The organism is Streptomyces sp. NBC_01546 (assembly GCF_045208355.1).
GTDB lineage: Bacteria > Actinomycetota > Actinomycetes > Streptomycetales > Streptomycetaceae > Streptomyces.
The window spans coordinates 1,114,175-1,129,046 of record NZ_CP109379.1; the positions used below are offsets into that span (position 1 = coordinate 1,114,175).

Annotated in this window: 16 protein-coding genes; 5 read left to right on the forward strand and 11 right to left on the reverse strand. The window is 70.5% G+C overall.

From position 1 onward, the window contains the following. Nucleotides 1-123 precede the first annotated feature (123 nt). Nucleotides 124-849, forward strand: a complete 726-nt coding sequence (locus tag OHA89_RS05505; RefSeq protein WP_266613267.1) for a response regulator transcription factor — start codon at nt 124-126, stop codon at nt 847-849. A 13-nt stretch (nt 850-862) separates the two neighbouring features. Here the strand turns inward: OHA89_RS05505 and OHA89_RS05510 are convergent, their stop codons facing one another. The 3 genes from OHA89_RS05510 to OHA89_RS05520 form a co-directional block, all read right to left on the reverse strand. Then, nucleotides 863-2,593, reverse strand: coding sequence for a GAF domain-containing protein (locus tag OHA89_RS05510; RefSeq protein WP_406365443.1), 1,731 nt, complete (start codon nt 2,591-2,593; stop codon nt 863-865). 189 nt (nt 2,594-2,782) lie between these two features. Beyond that, nucleotides 2,783-3,640: a universal stress protein gene (locus OHA89_RS05515; protein ID WP_266613270.1), complete on the reverse strand. Its 858-nt coding sequence runs from the start codon at nt 3,638-3,640 to the stop codon at nt 2,783-2,785. Then, entirely contained in the window at nt 3,637-4,545 is a 909-nt protein-coding gene (locus OHA89_RS05520; protein ID WP_406365444.1) for a universal stress protein, read from the reverse strand. The genes OHA89_RS05515 and OHA89_RS05520 overlap by 4 nt, the downstream gene beginning before the upstream one ends. 263 nt (nt 4,546-4,808) lie before the next feature. Between OHA89_RS05520 and OHA89_RS05525 the strand changes: the two genes are divergently transcribed. The 3 genes from OHA89_RS05525 (at nt 4,809) to OHA89_RS05535 (ending at nt 6,893) form a co-directional block, all read left to right on the forward strand. Beyond that, entirely contained in the window at nt 4,809-5,477 is a 669-nt protein-coding gene (locus OHA89_RS05525; RefSeq protein ID WP_266613273.1) for a CBS domain-containing protein, read from the forward strand. Nucleotides 5,478-5,511: 34 nt separating this feature from the next. Further along, nucleotides 5,512-5,664 carry a universal stress protein gene (locus tag OHA89_RS05530; protein ID WP_406368405.1) on the forward strand — a complete coding sequence of 51 codons (153 nt, stop codon included), beginning with the start codon at nt 5,512-5,514 and terminating at the stop codon, nt 5,662-5,664. Between the two features lie 236 nt (nt 5,665-5,900). Beyond that, nucleotides 5,901-6,893 carry an Acg family FMN-binding oxidoreductase gene (locus tag OHA89_RS05535; RefSeq protein ID WP_406365445.1) on the forward strand — a complete coding sequence of 331 codons (993 nt, stop codon included), beginning with the start codon at nt 5,901-5,903 and terminating at the stop codon, nt 6,891-6,893. A gap of 113 nt (nt 6,894-7,006) precedes the next feature. Here the strand turns inward: OHA89_RS05535 and OHA89_RS05540 are convergent, their stop codons facing one another. From OHA89_RS05540 to OHA89_RS05565, 6 genes are all read right to left on the reverse strand, one after another. Next, nucleotides 7,007-7,603, reverse strand: coding sequence for a hypothetical protein (locus OHA89_RS05540; protein WP_406365446.1), 597 nt, complete (start codon nt 7,601-7,603; stop codon nt 7,007-7,009). Nucleotides 7,604-7,641: 38 nt separating this feature from the next. Continuing rightward, nucleotides 7,642-7,863, reverse strand: a complete 222-nt coding sequence (locus OHA89_RS05545) for a hypothetical protein (RefSeq protein WP_406365447.1) — start codon at nt 7,861-7,863, stop codon at nt 7,642-7,644. A gap of 113 nt (nt 7,864-7,976) precedes the next feature. Further along, nucleotides 7,977-8,426 (reverse strand): universal stress protein, encoded by a 450-nt coding sequence (locus tag OHA89_RS05550; RefSeq protein ID WP_257553056.1) that lies wholly within the window; start codon nt 8,424-8,426, stop codon nt 7,977-7,979. Nucleotides 8,427-8,508: 82 nt separating this feature from the next. Continuing rightward, nucleotides 8,509-9,195 carry a pyridoxamine 5'-phosphate oxidase family protein gene (locus tag OHA89_RS05555; RefSeq protein WP_266613277.1) on the reverse strand — a complete coding sequence of 229 codons (687 nt, stop codon included), beginning with the start codon at nt 9,193-9,195 and terminating at the stop codon, nt 8,509-8,511. Nucleotides 9,196-9,200: 5 nt separating this feature from the next. Continuing rightward, nucleotides 9,201-10,277: a zinc-dependent alcohol dehydrogenase family protein gene (locus tag OHA89_RS05560; protein ID WP_406365448.1), complete on the reverse strand. Its 1,077-nt coding sequence runs from the start codon at nt 10,275-10,277 to the stop codon at nt 9,201-9,203. Between the two features lie 368 nt (nt 10,278-10,645). Beyond that, nucleotides 10,646-12,700, reverse strand: a complete 2,055-nt coding sequence (locus OHA89_RS05565) for a UvrD-helicase domain-containing protein (protein ID WP_406365449.1) — start codon at nt 12,698-12,700, stop codon at nt 10,646-10,648. Nucleotides 12,701-12,930: 230 nt separating this feature from the next. On the opposite strand from OHA89_RS05565, the gene OHA89_RS05570 reads away from it, so the two are divergent. Then, nucleotides 12,931-13,335 (forward strand): hypothetical protein, encoded by a 405-nt coding sequence (locus tag OHA89_RS05570; RefSeq protein WP_266613282.1) that lies wholly within the window; start codon nt 12,931-12,933, stop codon nt 13,333-13,335. Nucleotides 13,336-13,367: 32 nt separating this feature from the next. Here OHA89_RS05570 and OHA89_RS05575 read toward each other — a convergent pair whose 3' ends face one another. Both OHA89_RS05575 and OHA89_RS05580 read right to left on the reverse strand, forming a co-directional pair. Beyond that, nucleotides 13,368-14,585 carry a hypothetical protein gene (locus tag OHA89_RS05575; RefSeq protein WP_406365451.1) on the reverse strand — a complete coding sequence of 406 codons (1,218 nt, stop codon included), beginning with the start codon at nt 14,583-14,585 and terminating at the stop codon, nt 13,368-13,370. Nucleotides 14,586-14,600: 15 nt separating this feature from the next. Beyond that, entirely contained in the window at nt 14,601-14,861 is a 261-nt protein-coding gene (locus OHA89_RS05580) for a hypothetical protein (RefSeq protein ID WP_266613286.1), read from the reverse strand. Nucleotides 14,862-14,872: the final 11 nt, after the last annotated feature.

Here is a 14,872-nt window from a genome sequence, read left to right on the forward strand (position 1 = left end):
GCACGGACCGTCCGGGGCCGGCCCGGCCTCGCGCCCCGGCTCAGCGGGTGCACATGCCCCCCCGCCTGAGACAATTCGGGTGGAAGCATGCGCACGCAACGTCCTCCGGATCAGGCGGCGAACATGTCCGACGTACCGAGCGCCTCCGCGGAGGCTCCCATCAAGGTGTTCCTACTCGACGATCACGAGGTGGTCAGGCGGGGGCTGCGGGACCTGCTCGAAGCCGAGGCGGACATCACCGTGGTCGGTGAGGCGGGCACGGCAGATCAGGCGCTGGCCCGCGGGCCGGCGCTGCGGCCCGACGTTGCCGTCCTCGACGTCCGGCTGCCCGACGGGGACGGAATCACGGTCTGCCGGGAGCTCCGCTCTCGGATGCCTGGCCTGGCCTGCCTGATGCTGACGTCGTTCGACGACGAAGACGCCCTGCTGGACGCGATCATGGCAGGCGCGGCCGGGTACGTGCTGAAGCAGATCAAGGGGACCGACCTGGTCTCCGCCGTTCGTACGGTCGCCACCGGGCAGTCCATGCTCGACCCGGCCACGACCGCCCGCCTGATGCACTCACTGCGCGACCCGGAAGCCGCCAAGGCGCCCGAGGACACCCGCCTGGCAGTCCTCTCCGAGCGGGAGCGTGCCGTCCTCGAACTGATCGGGGACGGCCTCACCAACCGCCAGATCGCCAAACAGCTCTACCTCTCCGAGAAGACCGTCAAGAACCACATCTCCCGGCTGCTGGGCAAACTGGGAGTCGAACGGCGGGTACAGGCAGCCGTCATCGCCGCGCAGGTCCATGACCACGCGCAGGTCCATGGCCAGGGGCACGATGGTGAGGTGACAACGAAGCACTAGCCATCGGCTGCGTTCACGGCGGTGGTGAGCCGAGCGGCACGCACCATTCAAGACGTGTGCCCGGCTCGCCCGCCCCTCGCGAGGTGACTTCCATGCGACCACCGAGCCTTTCGGCGCGCTCGGCGAGATTGCGCAGTCCGCCGCGTCGGCCGCCGTCGGACAGGCCGACGCCGTTGTCCGTCACGATGACGGTGAGGACGCCGCCCTCCGCGACGATCGAGGCCTCCGCACGCGTGGCCTCGGCGTGCCGGGCGACGTTGGTCAGAGCCTCTCCGAGTACGGCGAGAACCTCGTCGGCGACGGCGGGCGGCACGTCGGTGTCGATCAGCCCCTCCATCCGCAGGGCAGGAGCAAACCCGAGGCCTTCAGCGGCCTGGTCCACGGCCTGGACGGTGCGGGAGCGCAGCTTGGGCGTCCTCCCGGGGACGTCACGGTCGCGCAGCCCGAAGATGGTGGACCGGATGATCTTGATGGTGGCGTCGAGGTCGTCCACGGCTCGCGCGAGGCGTTCGGACGCCTCGGGGTGGTCCACGAACCGCTGGGCGCTCTGGAGGGTCATACCGGTGGCGAAGAGGCGCTGAATGGCCAGGTCGTGGAGGTCGCGGGCGATGCGGTCGTGGTCTTCGAGCATGCTCATCTGCTCGGCGTCGCGACGCCGGTCGGCCAGTTCGAGAGCGAGGGCGGCCTGATTGGCGAATCCCGGCAGGGAAGCGATTTCTGCCGTGGCGAAGACGGCGCGGCCGTGGCGTCGAGCCAGGATCAGAATGCCGCTGAGTCTCTCCTTGGTGCCGACGGTAACGGCTACGGCCGGGCCGAAGCCCGTCCACCGCTCCTGCTGGACGGTGACACGCCGGTCCGTCGACACGTCCGCGACCGTGATCAGGCCGGCCCCGGCCAAGGCGGCCTCAGCCAGGGTGCCGCTGGTGCTCGGCAGGATGATGCCCCGGTGTGCTTCGGCACGATGCCCCAGGGCGATCGAGCCGCGCAGCTCTCCGGCGGTGCCGATGAGGTAGAAGACGCCCATGTCGGCCCGGGTGATGTCCGAGGCCCGCTCCAGCATGCCTGCGAGGACATCGTCCTCGGAGGCGCCGGAGAGGAGGGCGCTGGTGATGTCCGAGCCGGCCTCCAGCCAGCGCTCGCGCAGGCGGACTTCCTCGAAGAGGCGGGCGTTCTCGATGGCGATGCCGGCCGCGACCGCGAGCGTGGACAGGACCGCCTCGTCCTCGGCATCGAACTCGGCTCCGCCGCGCTTTTCGGTGAGGTAGATGTTGCCGAAGACTTCCTCGCGTACACGGATGGGGACGCCGAGGAAGGAGTGCATCGGCGGGTGGTGGGCCGGGAAGCCGTAGGAGGCGGGGTGCTCGGACAGCTCGGACAGTCTCAGGGGTTCCGGGTGCCGGATCAGCTCGCCGAGGATTCCGTGGCCTGAGGGCAGGTCGCCGATCCGCGCACGGAGGTCGTCCGTGATGCCGACGGGCAGGAACTCGGCCAGCTTGCGGTCGTCGCCGATGACGCCGAGGGCGCCGTACTCGGCATCCACCAGGACGACGGCGGCCTCGACGATGCCGCGCAGGACCTGGGGCAGGTCCAGCTCGCGGCCTACCGACATGACGGCCTCGAGCAGGCCGTTCAGCCGGTCGCGGGTGCCCCGGACCTCGTCCATGCGTACCTGGAGCTCGTCGAGAAGCTCGTCCAGCCGCAGCCGTGGCACGCCGCCCTGGGCGGGCCGACCGTCTGCGCACATGTCACACCTCCGGCCGACAGGAACGGTGGAGGACCGCCTCCTTCACCGTAGTCCCGGCAGGAGCGGAATTCCCTCCCGGCAGGGTGCTACTGCTGCATACGGCGGGTCACGTTCGGCTCGGCGTGGACGCCGTGTCCGGGTACCTGCGCCTCCCCGCCGTCACTGTCGTGCGACTGCTGATCGCGGCCTTCATTCCATCGGTACGGTGATCACCGGGCAGTGCGCCCGGTGCAGGAGGCCGTGGGCGACGGACCCGAGACGCATGCCGGTGTATCCGCCGCGGCCGCGGCGGCCGACGATGACGGCCAGGGCGTGCTCGGCCGCGCGTGCCAGCTCCTCGACGGGGTGGCCGGTCAGGACCTCGTGCGTGACTTGCACGTCCGGGTACTTGTCCGAAAGACCGGCGGTGGCCTCGGAGAGCAAGGCGCGCTGAGTGCGCAGAGCCACCTCCTCGTCGTCCAGCGTGAACACCGGCCGCTGCCACACGCAGACGACCCGAAGAGCGGCCCCGCGCAGATCGGCTTCGTCGAAGGCGAACGCCAGCGCGGCCGTGGCGGACGCGCTGCCGTCGATACCCACGACGACGTACGGCGGCTGCTGGCTGATGTGCTCCGCGTCGCCCACGACGACGACGGGGCAGCGGGCCTGGGCGCTGACGGGGACCACGATGGATCCGGCGCTGAAGAACTCCGCGCTGCGGCTCAGGTGCCGGGAGCCGAGCACGATCAAACGGGCTTCCCTGGCCGCGCCGCCCAGGGCGGGGGCGGGGAACCCTTCCAGCAGGTCGCCGGTGACGTTCACCTCGGGGTGCCGGTCGCGCACCCAGTCGCAGATTTGTTCCAGTCTGTCGGCTCCCGCCCGTCGCTGGGCCATCTGAGCGGGGGTGTCATCCACCTGGTGAGTGTCGTGCTGGGGCGGCACCGCCAGCACCAGACGCAGGGGGAGCCGACGACGGTGCGCCTCGTCGGCGGCCCAGGCCAGGGACAGGTGCCAGTCCCTGGCCGGATCGATTCCGACGACGATGTCGCGATCCCGGGGCCCGGTCATGACCGGCCCCCGAAGTCGCTGCCGGTCCGGGGGATGAGGAGGACGGGGCAGTGCGCGTGGTGAAGCATGCTGTGCGTGGCCCTGCCCAGGTTGCGGGCGAACCCAAGAGCCCCGGGGACCCGACGGCCGCCCATGACGAGCAGGTCGGCGTGGCGGGACGCCTCGACCAGGACGCCGGCCACGGAGACGCTCTTCTCGGCGTCGGCCCGCAGTTCAAGATCGGGGAACTCGTCGCGGACCGCGTCCGTGACGGCCCGCAGGGCCTCTTCGTGCCAGCCTGCCATCTCGTCCACGCCGTCGAGCATGCTCACCACCTCACCGACGGACTGGAGCACGTTCCACACGTGAAGCAGCCGGAGAGAAGCCTTGTGCAGTTCGGCTTCCCGGGCGGCATACCGCGCGACCAGGAGGTCGTGCTCGTCGCGCACCGCTGCGAGGACAGTGCTGGTCGCCTCTGCCCCGTCGACGCCTCGCACGACGATGACCGGGGTCATGGCGGCAGCCGCGACGTCCAGGCCGACCGAGCCGAGCATGAGGGAGTTGAAGCCGCCCAGACCGCGGTTGCCCACCACGACCGTGCCGTGCAGGGCGCCGGCCCGGTGCAGGCTACCGGCGGCGTCCGCGCGGCTGAACTCCGTGCTCACGCGCAGACCGGGGTACTCGTCCGTCACGGCCTTCGCCGTGTCGTCCAAGAGTTGTCGGCCGTTCGCGCGGACCCGTTCGATGGTCTCCGCCGACAGGTACAGGGCCCTGCCGTCGGTGTCGGACCCGTAGACGATGTGCAGGGGGCGGTCGCGGCGTACGGCCTCCCCCGCTGCCCACATGGCGGCAGTGCGGGCCGTATCCGAGCCGTCCACGCCTACGACCACCGTGCTCGTGTCCGGGGTGCGGAATGTGCTTTCCACGGTTCCTCCCAACCGAGAAGCCGATGAGGGACACCACTCACGCTGACACCGGCACTGCCCCAGGCAGAGGGCCGCCCGGGACCACGATCGGGCCAAAGGTCCCCATCGCCCCGGCGCCGCCCCGTTCCCCCGGTACCGCATGGCCCTTCCGGCCCCGGGACGGGACCGTTCGGCCCTCGACCGCCGGCGGGCACCGGCGGATGGTGGGGGCACACCCAACTCAGGCACAAGCCTCGCGTGACACTGCGGAGCAGGAGGGCGTCATGAAGCACATCAAGGTGGCGGATCTGATGACCGACGAAGTCGTCTCCGTGGCCCCGGACACCGCCTTCAAGGATGTCGCCAAGCTCCTCGCCCAGCACGGCGTCTCCGGGCTCCCTGTGCTGGACGACGAGGACCGTGTGGTGGGTGTCGTTTCGCAGACGGACATCCTGGCCCGCGCGGCGCCGGCCCCGCACCCGGCCGAGCAGACCACCCCACCGGCAGGGCCGCCCACGGCCGGAGGCGTCATGTCCACGCCCGCCGTCACCGTCCACGCCGAAGAGACAGCCGCCGACGCCGCCCGGCTGATGACCCGCCGGGGCATCGAGCGGCTGCCCGTCGTGGACGAGGAGGACCGGCTGGTCGGCATCGTCACCCGTAGGGACCTGCTGCGCCTGTTCGTCCGCCCCGACTCCGAGATACGCCGGCGAGTCACCGACGAGGTCCTCACGGAGATACTCGGCGTGCCGACCGGCGACATCGACGTCCACGTGGTGGACGGCTTCGTCACCCTGGACGGCCGCGTAGAGCGCCGGAGTCAGCTGCCTGCGCTCCTCAGCCTCGTCGAACGACTCGACGGAGTCGTCGCTGTGGCATCGCGCGTCGAGGCCCGGACCGACGACACACTGGCCACTCACGCCGGCCACGCCCGCCATGCGCAGCCGTGGTGAAGCGGTGTCGACCCGCATGAGAGAGGCTGCAGCCATGAGGCACCACGTGACCGTCGGAGTCGACGGCTCCCCCGAGAGCCGGGCAGCCGCGCGCTGGGCCGCACAGGAAGCTGTTCTGAGGCAAGTACCCATGCTGCCGCTCCGGTGGCCGTCGTCGCCCACGAGGAGAAGGGAGCAGAGGCCATGAAACACCTTCGAACGTGACCCGCCCGGCCGTGACCGTGACGAAGGACGCCTCCATCCGTACCCGGCGTGGTGGACGTGAAGGCGGACTTCACCGTCCCCGTATACGCATGAGGAGTTCATCGACGACGACGGGCACCCGGTCGGTGTCGTCTCCGAAGCCGACCAGCTCCGTCGGCGGACCACCTCACCGGTCGTGGTCGTGGCCACGACTGAGGCCGCACAGACAGGAACAGTCCCGTGACCGCAACAATCATCGCCCCCGACACCGTCGCCGAGCTGGTCGGCGACGCCGTCACCGCCCCGTCCATGCACAACGCGCAACCGTGGAAGTTCGTGTTCAGCCCTGATGGCCATGTCATCGAGCTGCACGGCGACCCGGACCGCGCCATGACACGAACCGATCCGAATCACCGGGCTCTCCACCTCGGTTGTGCGGCTGCCCTGTTCAACCTGCGCGTGTCCGCGGTCCACCACGGACTCCGGGCCCGCGTGCAGTTGCTGCCCGACGACTCCCGGCCGTGGCTGCTGGCGACGGCAGCCATCGGCGGTCCCTCCGACGAGGACCACGAGCTCGCCGCCCTGCACGCCGCTCTCCGGCGCCGGCACACCAGCCGCTTCCCGTTCAGTGACGAGCCGGTGCCGGACGCTCTCATGGACGGGCTGAAGGGCGCCGCCCGCCTGGAGGGTTGCCGGCTGGCCGTCCCGGGCGACTGGCACATCGAGACCGTGCTCGGGCTGGTGCGGGACGCGGAACACCGGGAGGACATCGATCCGCTCGTCCGGGAGGAGACCTCTGCCTGGACTTCCGATGCGCATGCGCCGACCGGCACACGCCGTGACGGCATCCCCGCCGCCGCGTTCGGTCCGCGAAGTTCCGCAGGCCCCTCCCCCGTACGCGACTTCGGCCGGGACCACCCTGCGGCGGATCGCGGCTGGGCCGTGTTCGAGAAGCGGCCGCAGCTGGCCCTGCTCGGCACCCCGACGGACACGCGGGTCGACTGGCTGCGGGCCGGGCAGGCGCTGGAGCGCGTCCTCCTCCAGGCCACCTCCGACGGTCTGGCCACCTCGATGACCTCTCAGCCCCTCGAATGGCCGGAACTGCGGTGGACGGTCCGCGACCCGGTCGAGGTCATGGGCCACGTCCAGATGGTCCTGCGCCTCGGCTACGGGCCCCACGGGCCCGAAACACCCCGCCGCCCTGTCGCCGACGTTCTGGAGATCCGGGAGTAGACACCCCTCAGGGCGCCGATCGGCACCTGCCGGTGGATGCCCGGTGACCACGTCCGCCGCCACGGCGGCCGCCGCGAGCCGCACGGTCAGGCTGGTCCTGGTCGGTGGCGGGCTCAGTCGTCGGCGCCTCCCTGTCCGGGTCGCAGACGGCCGGACCACCGGGGCTCGACGCTCTCCCATTCGCTTTCCCACGCTCGTCCGCTGCGCGCGTCGACGACCCGCTGGCGTACGTAGACGACCGCGCCGGCTGCGAGCGCGATTCCGGCCGAGGCTCCGATGCCGAGGCTGATGGCGTTCACAGCGATGTCGGCCGTGCCGGGCGGGGCGGTGGTCGCATTGCCCTTGCCGTCGATCCAGAGGCGGACGGTGGCTCCGTTTCGGGTCGCTGCCGGAACCGGCACGGTTTCCGTGTGGACGCGGTGTGAGGTGTCCCGCCAGGTCGCGGGAGCCACCGGGACAGGGCGGGTGCCCGGCCCTGACCCGGCCCGGTAGGTGGTTGAGCCGACCGTCACGGCCGTGACGGGGCTCCGGTGGCGTGCGATCTCTGCCGCGGCGCGACTGGCGTCCGTCCAGGCGCTTCGTCCGACCGCGACACCGCAGATCACGGCCAGCAGGCAGGCCAGCATGAAGGTGGCGCGCAGGCGGGCTCGGCTGCGGTCGGCGTCACGACGGAGCGGATTGCCTCCTGCCCCCGGCGTGCGGTGGTGCATGGCGCGCCTCCGTGCTGCGTCCGTGCCGGCCCGCCTGCTCAGGCGGCGAGTTCGGCGCCGATGTGGCGGGCCCAAGTCTGGATCCGCTCGGGGTTGCGGAAGTCGCCGCCCTTGCCTTGGCGGACCAGTGCCTTGGCGAGGAACCCCGGGGTCCTGGCCGTGATGCTGCCTCCGAAGGTCAGTGCTTGGTGCCGTAGGAGACCAGAACTCGCTCGGTGCTCATGACGGGTACTCCTTGGCTGCTCGATGAGGGTCTCCATCTACTGTCAGGCAGCCGGCGACGTGGCCACACGGGCCGGACGGATCCCGATGAGGGCCATTCGGGGTCTCAGTACGGGAGGGGGCGGCCGCCGACCGGCGGGAGGCGGGAAAGCTACTCAACGGGTACGTCCGGCCGGATGATCGCGACCGGGCACGGAGCATGCAGCGCCACCTGCTGGCTGACCGAACCGAGCAGGGCCCGGCGGAAGCCGCCGTGGCCGCGGCTTCCCACGACCAGCATGTCGGCACCCTCTGCCTGGTCCACCAAGACCTCGGCGGGATTGCCCCGCACCAAGCGCTCGTGGACCTGGGAGGCACCGCCCTCGCCGAGGACCGTGCGTACCTCCTCGACCAGACGCCGCTCGGCCTCCTCCTCGTCGAAATCGGCGTCCACCGCCGGAGCCGACCACGATCCCGCACCGGGCAGGTCCCAGGCGGACACCACTTCCACTTTCCCGCCCACCAGGCCTGCGTACCGGACCGCCCAGCGCAGCGCGGCCCGGGACGAAGGCGATCCGTCGACACCCACTACAACGCGCGGAGTCTCAAGCTGGCTGTCCATCCCGACTCACCCTTTCGATGGCTGTACATCCACAGTGTGCGAGGCGGGTACGCCCCGCCACGCGGAGCGGCCGTACCCGCGCTCATGACTCGTGCGCCACGCGACGGCCCGTGAGCCGGACCGGGGTGAGTTTCATCCAGTGGGTGCGCGGGCCGCCGGCCCAGGGCTCGGACCGGGCCGTGGCCGTCAGGTGCTGGATCTCCTCGGGGTCCGTGACGGATTCCAGCTCACCCACGGCCAGGACGCTCCAGCCGCCGGCGGTGACGTCGTCGATGTTGTCGATCTCGAAGGCCACCTCCGTACCTGCCGCTCTGGCCGCGAGGGCTTCCGCGGCGGTGCGGAACGCGATGTCGGGGCCTGCGATCAAGTAGTTGACCGGGAGGACGGCCGGCCCTTCGGGGTTGAAGACGGCGATGCGTCCCACTCCGTGCGTACCCAGCAGCGTTCGGCACTCGTCCTCCTCCAGCGACACCAGCGCGGTGTCGCGGCGGGCGGTGGAACGGCCGCGGACGCGGCCTGCGCTCGCGCCGGTCAGGTCGTCGACCGTGACGCCGAGTACGTCGGCTATGCGGACGAGGGTGCCTATGGCCGGAGAGGCCGAGTGCTCCTCCAGGTAGGTGATGTAGTTGCCGTCGGCTCCGCACTTCCGGCCCAGTTCTTCACGGCTGAGGCCGAGGGCGGCGCGTCGGGCCGCCATGCGGCGGCCGAGGTCGGTCCGTCCGGCCGGCTCGTCGGCATGCTGCGGTTGGATGCTCGGCGTGCTCTTCACGGCACTCACTGCTCCTGGGGCGGTACGGCGACGGTGTCGTGCTGCGGTCCGCCGAGCACGACCTTGAGGGCGCCGGTGTCGCCGGCGCGGGAGAAGACGTCGTACGCCTCTTCCATCTGGTCCAGCTCGAAGCGGTGGGTGACCATCGCGGCCCCGGGGAGGCGGCCTGCGGCCATCATGCGCAGCAGCATGGGGGTCGAGTGGGTGTCGACGAGACCGGTGGTGATGGTGACGTCCTTGATCCAGAGGTCTTCGAGGTGCAGGGTGGCGGGCTTTCCGTGGACGCCGATGTTGGCGACCCGTCCGCCGGGGCGGACCATCCGGGTGCACATCTCGAACGTCTCGGGCACACCCACGGCCTCGATGACCACGTCTGCGCCGAGCCCCTCGGTCAAGTCCTCGACCAGCCGCTCGGGCTCCTCCTCCGCGTTCGCGGTGGCTTCGGCACCGAGGTCCCGCGCGGCGGTGAGCCGGGACGCGGCGAGGTCGACGGCGATGATCCGCCCGGGGCTGTAGAGCCTCGCCGTGACGATGGCGGCCAGGCCGATGGGTCCGGCACCGACGACGACGACCGTGTCGCCGGGGCGCACGTTCCCGTTGAGCACGCCCACCTCGTAGGAGGTCGGGAAGATGTCGGCGAGCAGTACGGCATCTTGGCTGCTCACGGCGCTGGGAAGCGGATGGACGGAGAGGTCGGCGAAGGGCACGCGTACGTATTCGGCCTGGGTCCCGTCGATGGTGTGGCCCAGCACCCAGCCGCCGCCCCCGCGGCACTGTCCGTAGCGGCCCTCACGACAGAAGCGGCAGCGGCCGCAGGCTGAGATGCACGAGATCAGGACGCGGTCGCCGGGGCGGACGCTGCGCACGTCGCCGCCGGTCTCGACGACGGTGCCGACGGCCTCGTGACCCAGGATCCGTCCGGGGGTCACTTCGGGCACGTCGCCCTTGATGATGTGCAGGTCGGTACCGCAGATGGTGACGGCGTCGACCCGGACGATCGCGTCCGCGGCGTCCTTGATCGAAGGGTCCGGGACGTCCTGCCAGGAAGTCTGCCCGGGGCCCTGGAAGACGAGTGCCTTCATGACTGCGGCCTCTCTGTGCTGCGCGGGAAGGGGGTCACCGCCAGGCTGTGCCTACCTGCCTCCGTCCCGCTTGGGCCGGTCGGCCCCTCCAAAGGGACCAGTCGGGTCTCTCTGTCGCGTCGTGGTGGGTGCGACGGTGGAATCCGGCGCCACCCGTCCAGGTCCGCCGACCGGGGCCGGACGGCCCCGCGGTCTGACCCGCGCGGCCCTCCCAGGGCCATGACCGGCGAGGCAGGGTGAGGACGAAGGGTTTGAGGCACACCATGAGCGCCGGCGGCACACTCCAGGGCCCCAGGACGCACCACACCCAGGCAGCACGCCTCCCCACCGAGCCAGGGCGTACGCAGAGTCGCCGGAACCGCGGGCCCCTACCCGGTGATGGTGACGCTGCCGAGCCATAGCAGGTCACGAGCCCGGGTCATCGCCACGAAGAGCTGGCTGCGCAGCAGTTCCTCACGCTCCCGGGCCGTCTCCGACGTCTCCGTACCGCCCGCCGTGTCGGCCTGGGTCCCGTTCGCGAGCACCGCATCGTGCCGGGGCAGGAAGACGTTCTTGAACTCCAGGCCCTTGGCCCTGCGATAGGTGCCCAGCTTCACCGCGTCGACGGCACGGCCGTCGTAGTGCTCCAACTGGCACACCGGGATGCCCCCCTGGGTGAGCAGCCGCTGGTAGTGGCCGATGGCGCGCATGGAGGGGCACAGCAGGGCGGTGTCGGCAAGCGCCCCATCGGGCAGGGCGCGCAAGGCGTCCAGAAGTTCCCTGTCGTGGGCGTCCACCGTGGGCCTGGTGACGCGTACGACGTCCCCGTCGTGGTAGGTGAGGTCGACATCGCGGCGGCCCGGGGTGCGCATGCCGTCGAGGTCCTCGAAGGCATCGTCGGCCACGACGGTGAGGGCCGCGTCCAGGATCTGCTTGCTGTTCCTGTAGTTGGTGCGCAGCACCTGCCCGCGGTCGCCGCGGATGTCGATGCCCGCGTCGGTGAGGCGGAAGCCGCCCGGGTACACGGTCTGCTGGCCGTCGCCGACGAGCAGCAGACCGTTGGGCACATCACCGACGAGCGCGTGCAGGAGGCGCACGCCGACAAGCGTGAGGTCCTGGACCTCGTCGACGATGACGGCCGCGTACGGGGGCCGCTCGCGCCGGCGTGACGCTTCGGCCAGGGCGAGGGAGAGGACGTCGTTGAAGTCGTGGACGCCGCGCTCGCCGCGCAGTGATTCGTACGCCTCGTACAGCTCCCACACCGACTGCCGGTGCGTACGGTGGAGGCTCGCTTTCCTCCGCCGCCTGGGGACGGTCGCGTACTCCTCGAAGCGAGTGAGACCTCGCCCCTTGATGACGTAGTCGATCTCTTCGTGCCAATAGGTGGGGGCCGGGTCGAGCTCCGCCAGTCGGCTCTCGCGGCCGACGTGTTTCCAGGCGAGGCTGAAGGCGGTCTCGGCCTTGTCCCCGTGCAGCCGCACCGGTATGCCCCGCTCCTGCAAGAACTCCTGTGCCCAGGAGTGGAGGCTGCGGAAGTCCACCCGGTCGGCGACGGCCGGGGCCATGGTCCTGAGGAAGGTGCTCTGAACACGGGGCAGGTTGTTGGCGAAGGTGACGTACAGGATGCGGCCGGTCGTCCGCCTGGCCAGGTAGGCCGCACGGTGCAGGGCAACGACTGTCTTGCCGGTACCCGCCGGTCCGCTGATGCGTGCCGGGCCCGACCAGTTGCGGCGCACCAGTGATACCTGATCGGGGTGGAGGAAGGTCATCCACTGCTCGATCGGCGCCCGCATCGCCCCCTTCAAGGCCGCATCACGCAGCCCTTCCAGGTCGAACAGCCCATCTGAGGAGCTTCGTTGGTGGCGCTCGGGTGCCGACGGCACCTGCTGGTCGACCGCCGACCCCGCATGATCCGGGAACACCCGCTCGAGATGGTCGGCGATCGCCCGGACCGACTCCACCCGCAGCCTGTGCCGCTGCGCCAGCAACACCGGGCCGATCTCGTGTTCGCCCAGGAGCCGTATCCGGCCGAGGCCCGCGTCGCGACTCTGCCCGGCGAACACCATGAGCGGCTGGACCGCCACCGGTGACATTCCGAGGGAGGCCACTGCGCTCTCGGCAGCCTTCGTGGCGGCGAGCAGCTTGGCCGCGTGTTCCTCCCTCGGCTCGCCGCCGGCTGTGACGTCGATGACGAAGACACCGCCGGGCCCCACCAGCAACATGTCCGCGTCGGCGGTCCGCGGCCCTGGCCACCGCCGGTCGACGCACAACCGCCACCCGCGCGCGGTCAGTACCAACAGCTGGGCGAGAACCCGCTGCTCGCCCTCGTCGGCCGCTTCCCACCGCAGGGCCTGCCGGCGGGCGGCCTGCCACTGCTCCCGGAGTAACCGCTCCTGCCGCCGCGCGTCCTGCGCCCGCTGCGATGCCGCCCCGCCTGCCCCCATACCCAGCCCCCCTCGTACGCGGAGTAGCGATCATAGGACGGAACGCGACCGGAACGGCAGGGCGCATGGCCGCCCGCCGTACGACGGTCCGGCCCGTGGCTTGCCGCAGCCAACCTCGGGTCGTCCCCGAACGTCCGGCCTGGTTGCTCCTCTTACGATGGTCGAATCGACAGAGGAGCAGCGTGGATCTCAGACCGCCGGTACCTGCACGGAGACTTGGACCGCATGCGTTGACCGAGGACGGGATTGCGGCCTTGCTGGCCCGTTACGAGTTCGGCGACGCCTGCGTCCGCCGGGTCGTGCTCGATCAGGAATTCGGTCCACAGGGGCGGGGGCGAGTCGCCAGGCTCGTGATCGATGCCCGGGTGATCGACGAGGGCCTTCGATGGGAGCCAGTATGCCTGGACCTGTTCGGAGTGGACCGATTCCGAATCGACGAGAGCGGTGACTTCGCCTGGACGCTCTACGATCCCCCGCAGTTCACCCGCTTCGACGGGCTGATGCAGGTGGACCTGTGCGCCGAACGCTTCGGCAACCTGCACCCGAGGAACGCTCAGGAAGCCTTCGAGGGCTCCGAGTTGGTGTTCGCTGCGACCGACGGCAGTTGGAGTGCCCTCCAGCCCTGGGAATCATGACGCTGCGCTGATCCTGCTGCGCACGCACCGGGTCAGCTGCCGATGCCGAAGTGCACGTACCGCGGTTCCACGTTGCGGCGGTCGAAACCGCCCTGGAGGGTGTAGCCGGAGGCCACCCACTCCGAGGATTCCGGATCATGGCGGTGACAGGTGAGGTAGTCACCCCACTTGCCTCCTAGGGGGCCGTGCGTGCTGGTACTGGTAACGGCCAGCCGCCATTCACCGCCGTCGCGGAAGCCGACCACGTGCGAGGGATGCCTCGGGCCGCCGCCGAGGAACAGCGTGACGCCGACGATTCCTTGGGCGTTCGGGCATGCCGCGGGCTGGGCGTACGCGGACTCCTGGCTCCAGATGTCAGGCTCCTCCACCAGAGCCTGAGTGGTCACGTCGACGACCGCGGCCTTGACGTACGGCATGGGTCGTCCGGATCGGGGCCCGGCCGTCCACAGGAAGCCCGCACGGGTGCCGCTCACCCAGCCGCCGGTGATGCGCGAGTCGGTACGGGTGAGCCACTCGACGCCGCCGGGTCCGGGAGCGGAGAACGGATCACGGGTCCACGAGCTCACCTGCACGTCGAACGAGCCCACCGTGTTCGAGCCGTCGGGCCAGCCGTGGATCCGCAGGCTCCGGCCGCCTTTGTGGCTGGCGAAGAACATGCTGTCGGCCGCGCCCTGGGTGAGCCGCAGGGAACCGTTCTGCGTCGTCGTCCACCACTGGTACGTCAGCGCGGTCCTGGCCTTGAGCGCGTCGAGGGGCAGCTTGAAGACGAAGGCGCGCTGCCAGCGGCCGGCAGCGTTGAAGGCGTTGAAGGTGATGTAGAGGTGGTTCGAACTCACTGCCGCGTCCGGGTAGTCGAACCACATGTCCGTCCATGAGGGGTCCAGGTCCAGCGGACTGAAGTCTTGCCAGTTCCATGCGGTCGGGTCGTCACCGGGGGCGTACGCCACACGGAAGACGTTGCTGCCCGCCTTGGCGCTGTACTGGAGGATCCAGATCCAGAGGTCCCGGGTGGGGTCGTAGAGGACGATCTGGTCGCAGCAGAAGCCGCCCGCTGCAGAGGGCAGCGCGGTGAACGGATCGACCAGGGACCATCCCGCACCGTTGTCGGTGCTGCGGCTGGCGAACCAGTTACCGGTGATGAAGATGTTGTCGTGGGACGTCGCGACGGTCGGCTCGTGGATGGTACCGGTCTGGATGCCGGTGGCGTTGTCGTCGAGGCCGATGTTCTTGATGAGGCGGACCTGAGCCATGACTGCTGTCCTCCGTCACTGCTCCTCGGGCTCGTCGAGCTCCTGGGGAATGGTTTCGGGCACCTGGTCCTGAGCGGGGCCCATCGGCTTGCGACGTGGGCTGAACCTCGCCTCACGGGCGTCGAGCTCCTCGGGTGTCGGCGTACCTTCCGCCGACTCGGCCAGCGCCCTGGCCCGCTTTCCGGGCTTCGTCAGTGACTTCGGCTTACGGGCATGGCCCACATTCGCTTCCTCCGCCGCGTACGGGGGGCCCTCGGTCCGCTTCTCGTTCGACATCTGGCAGCCTC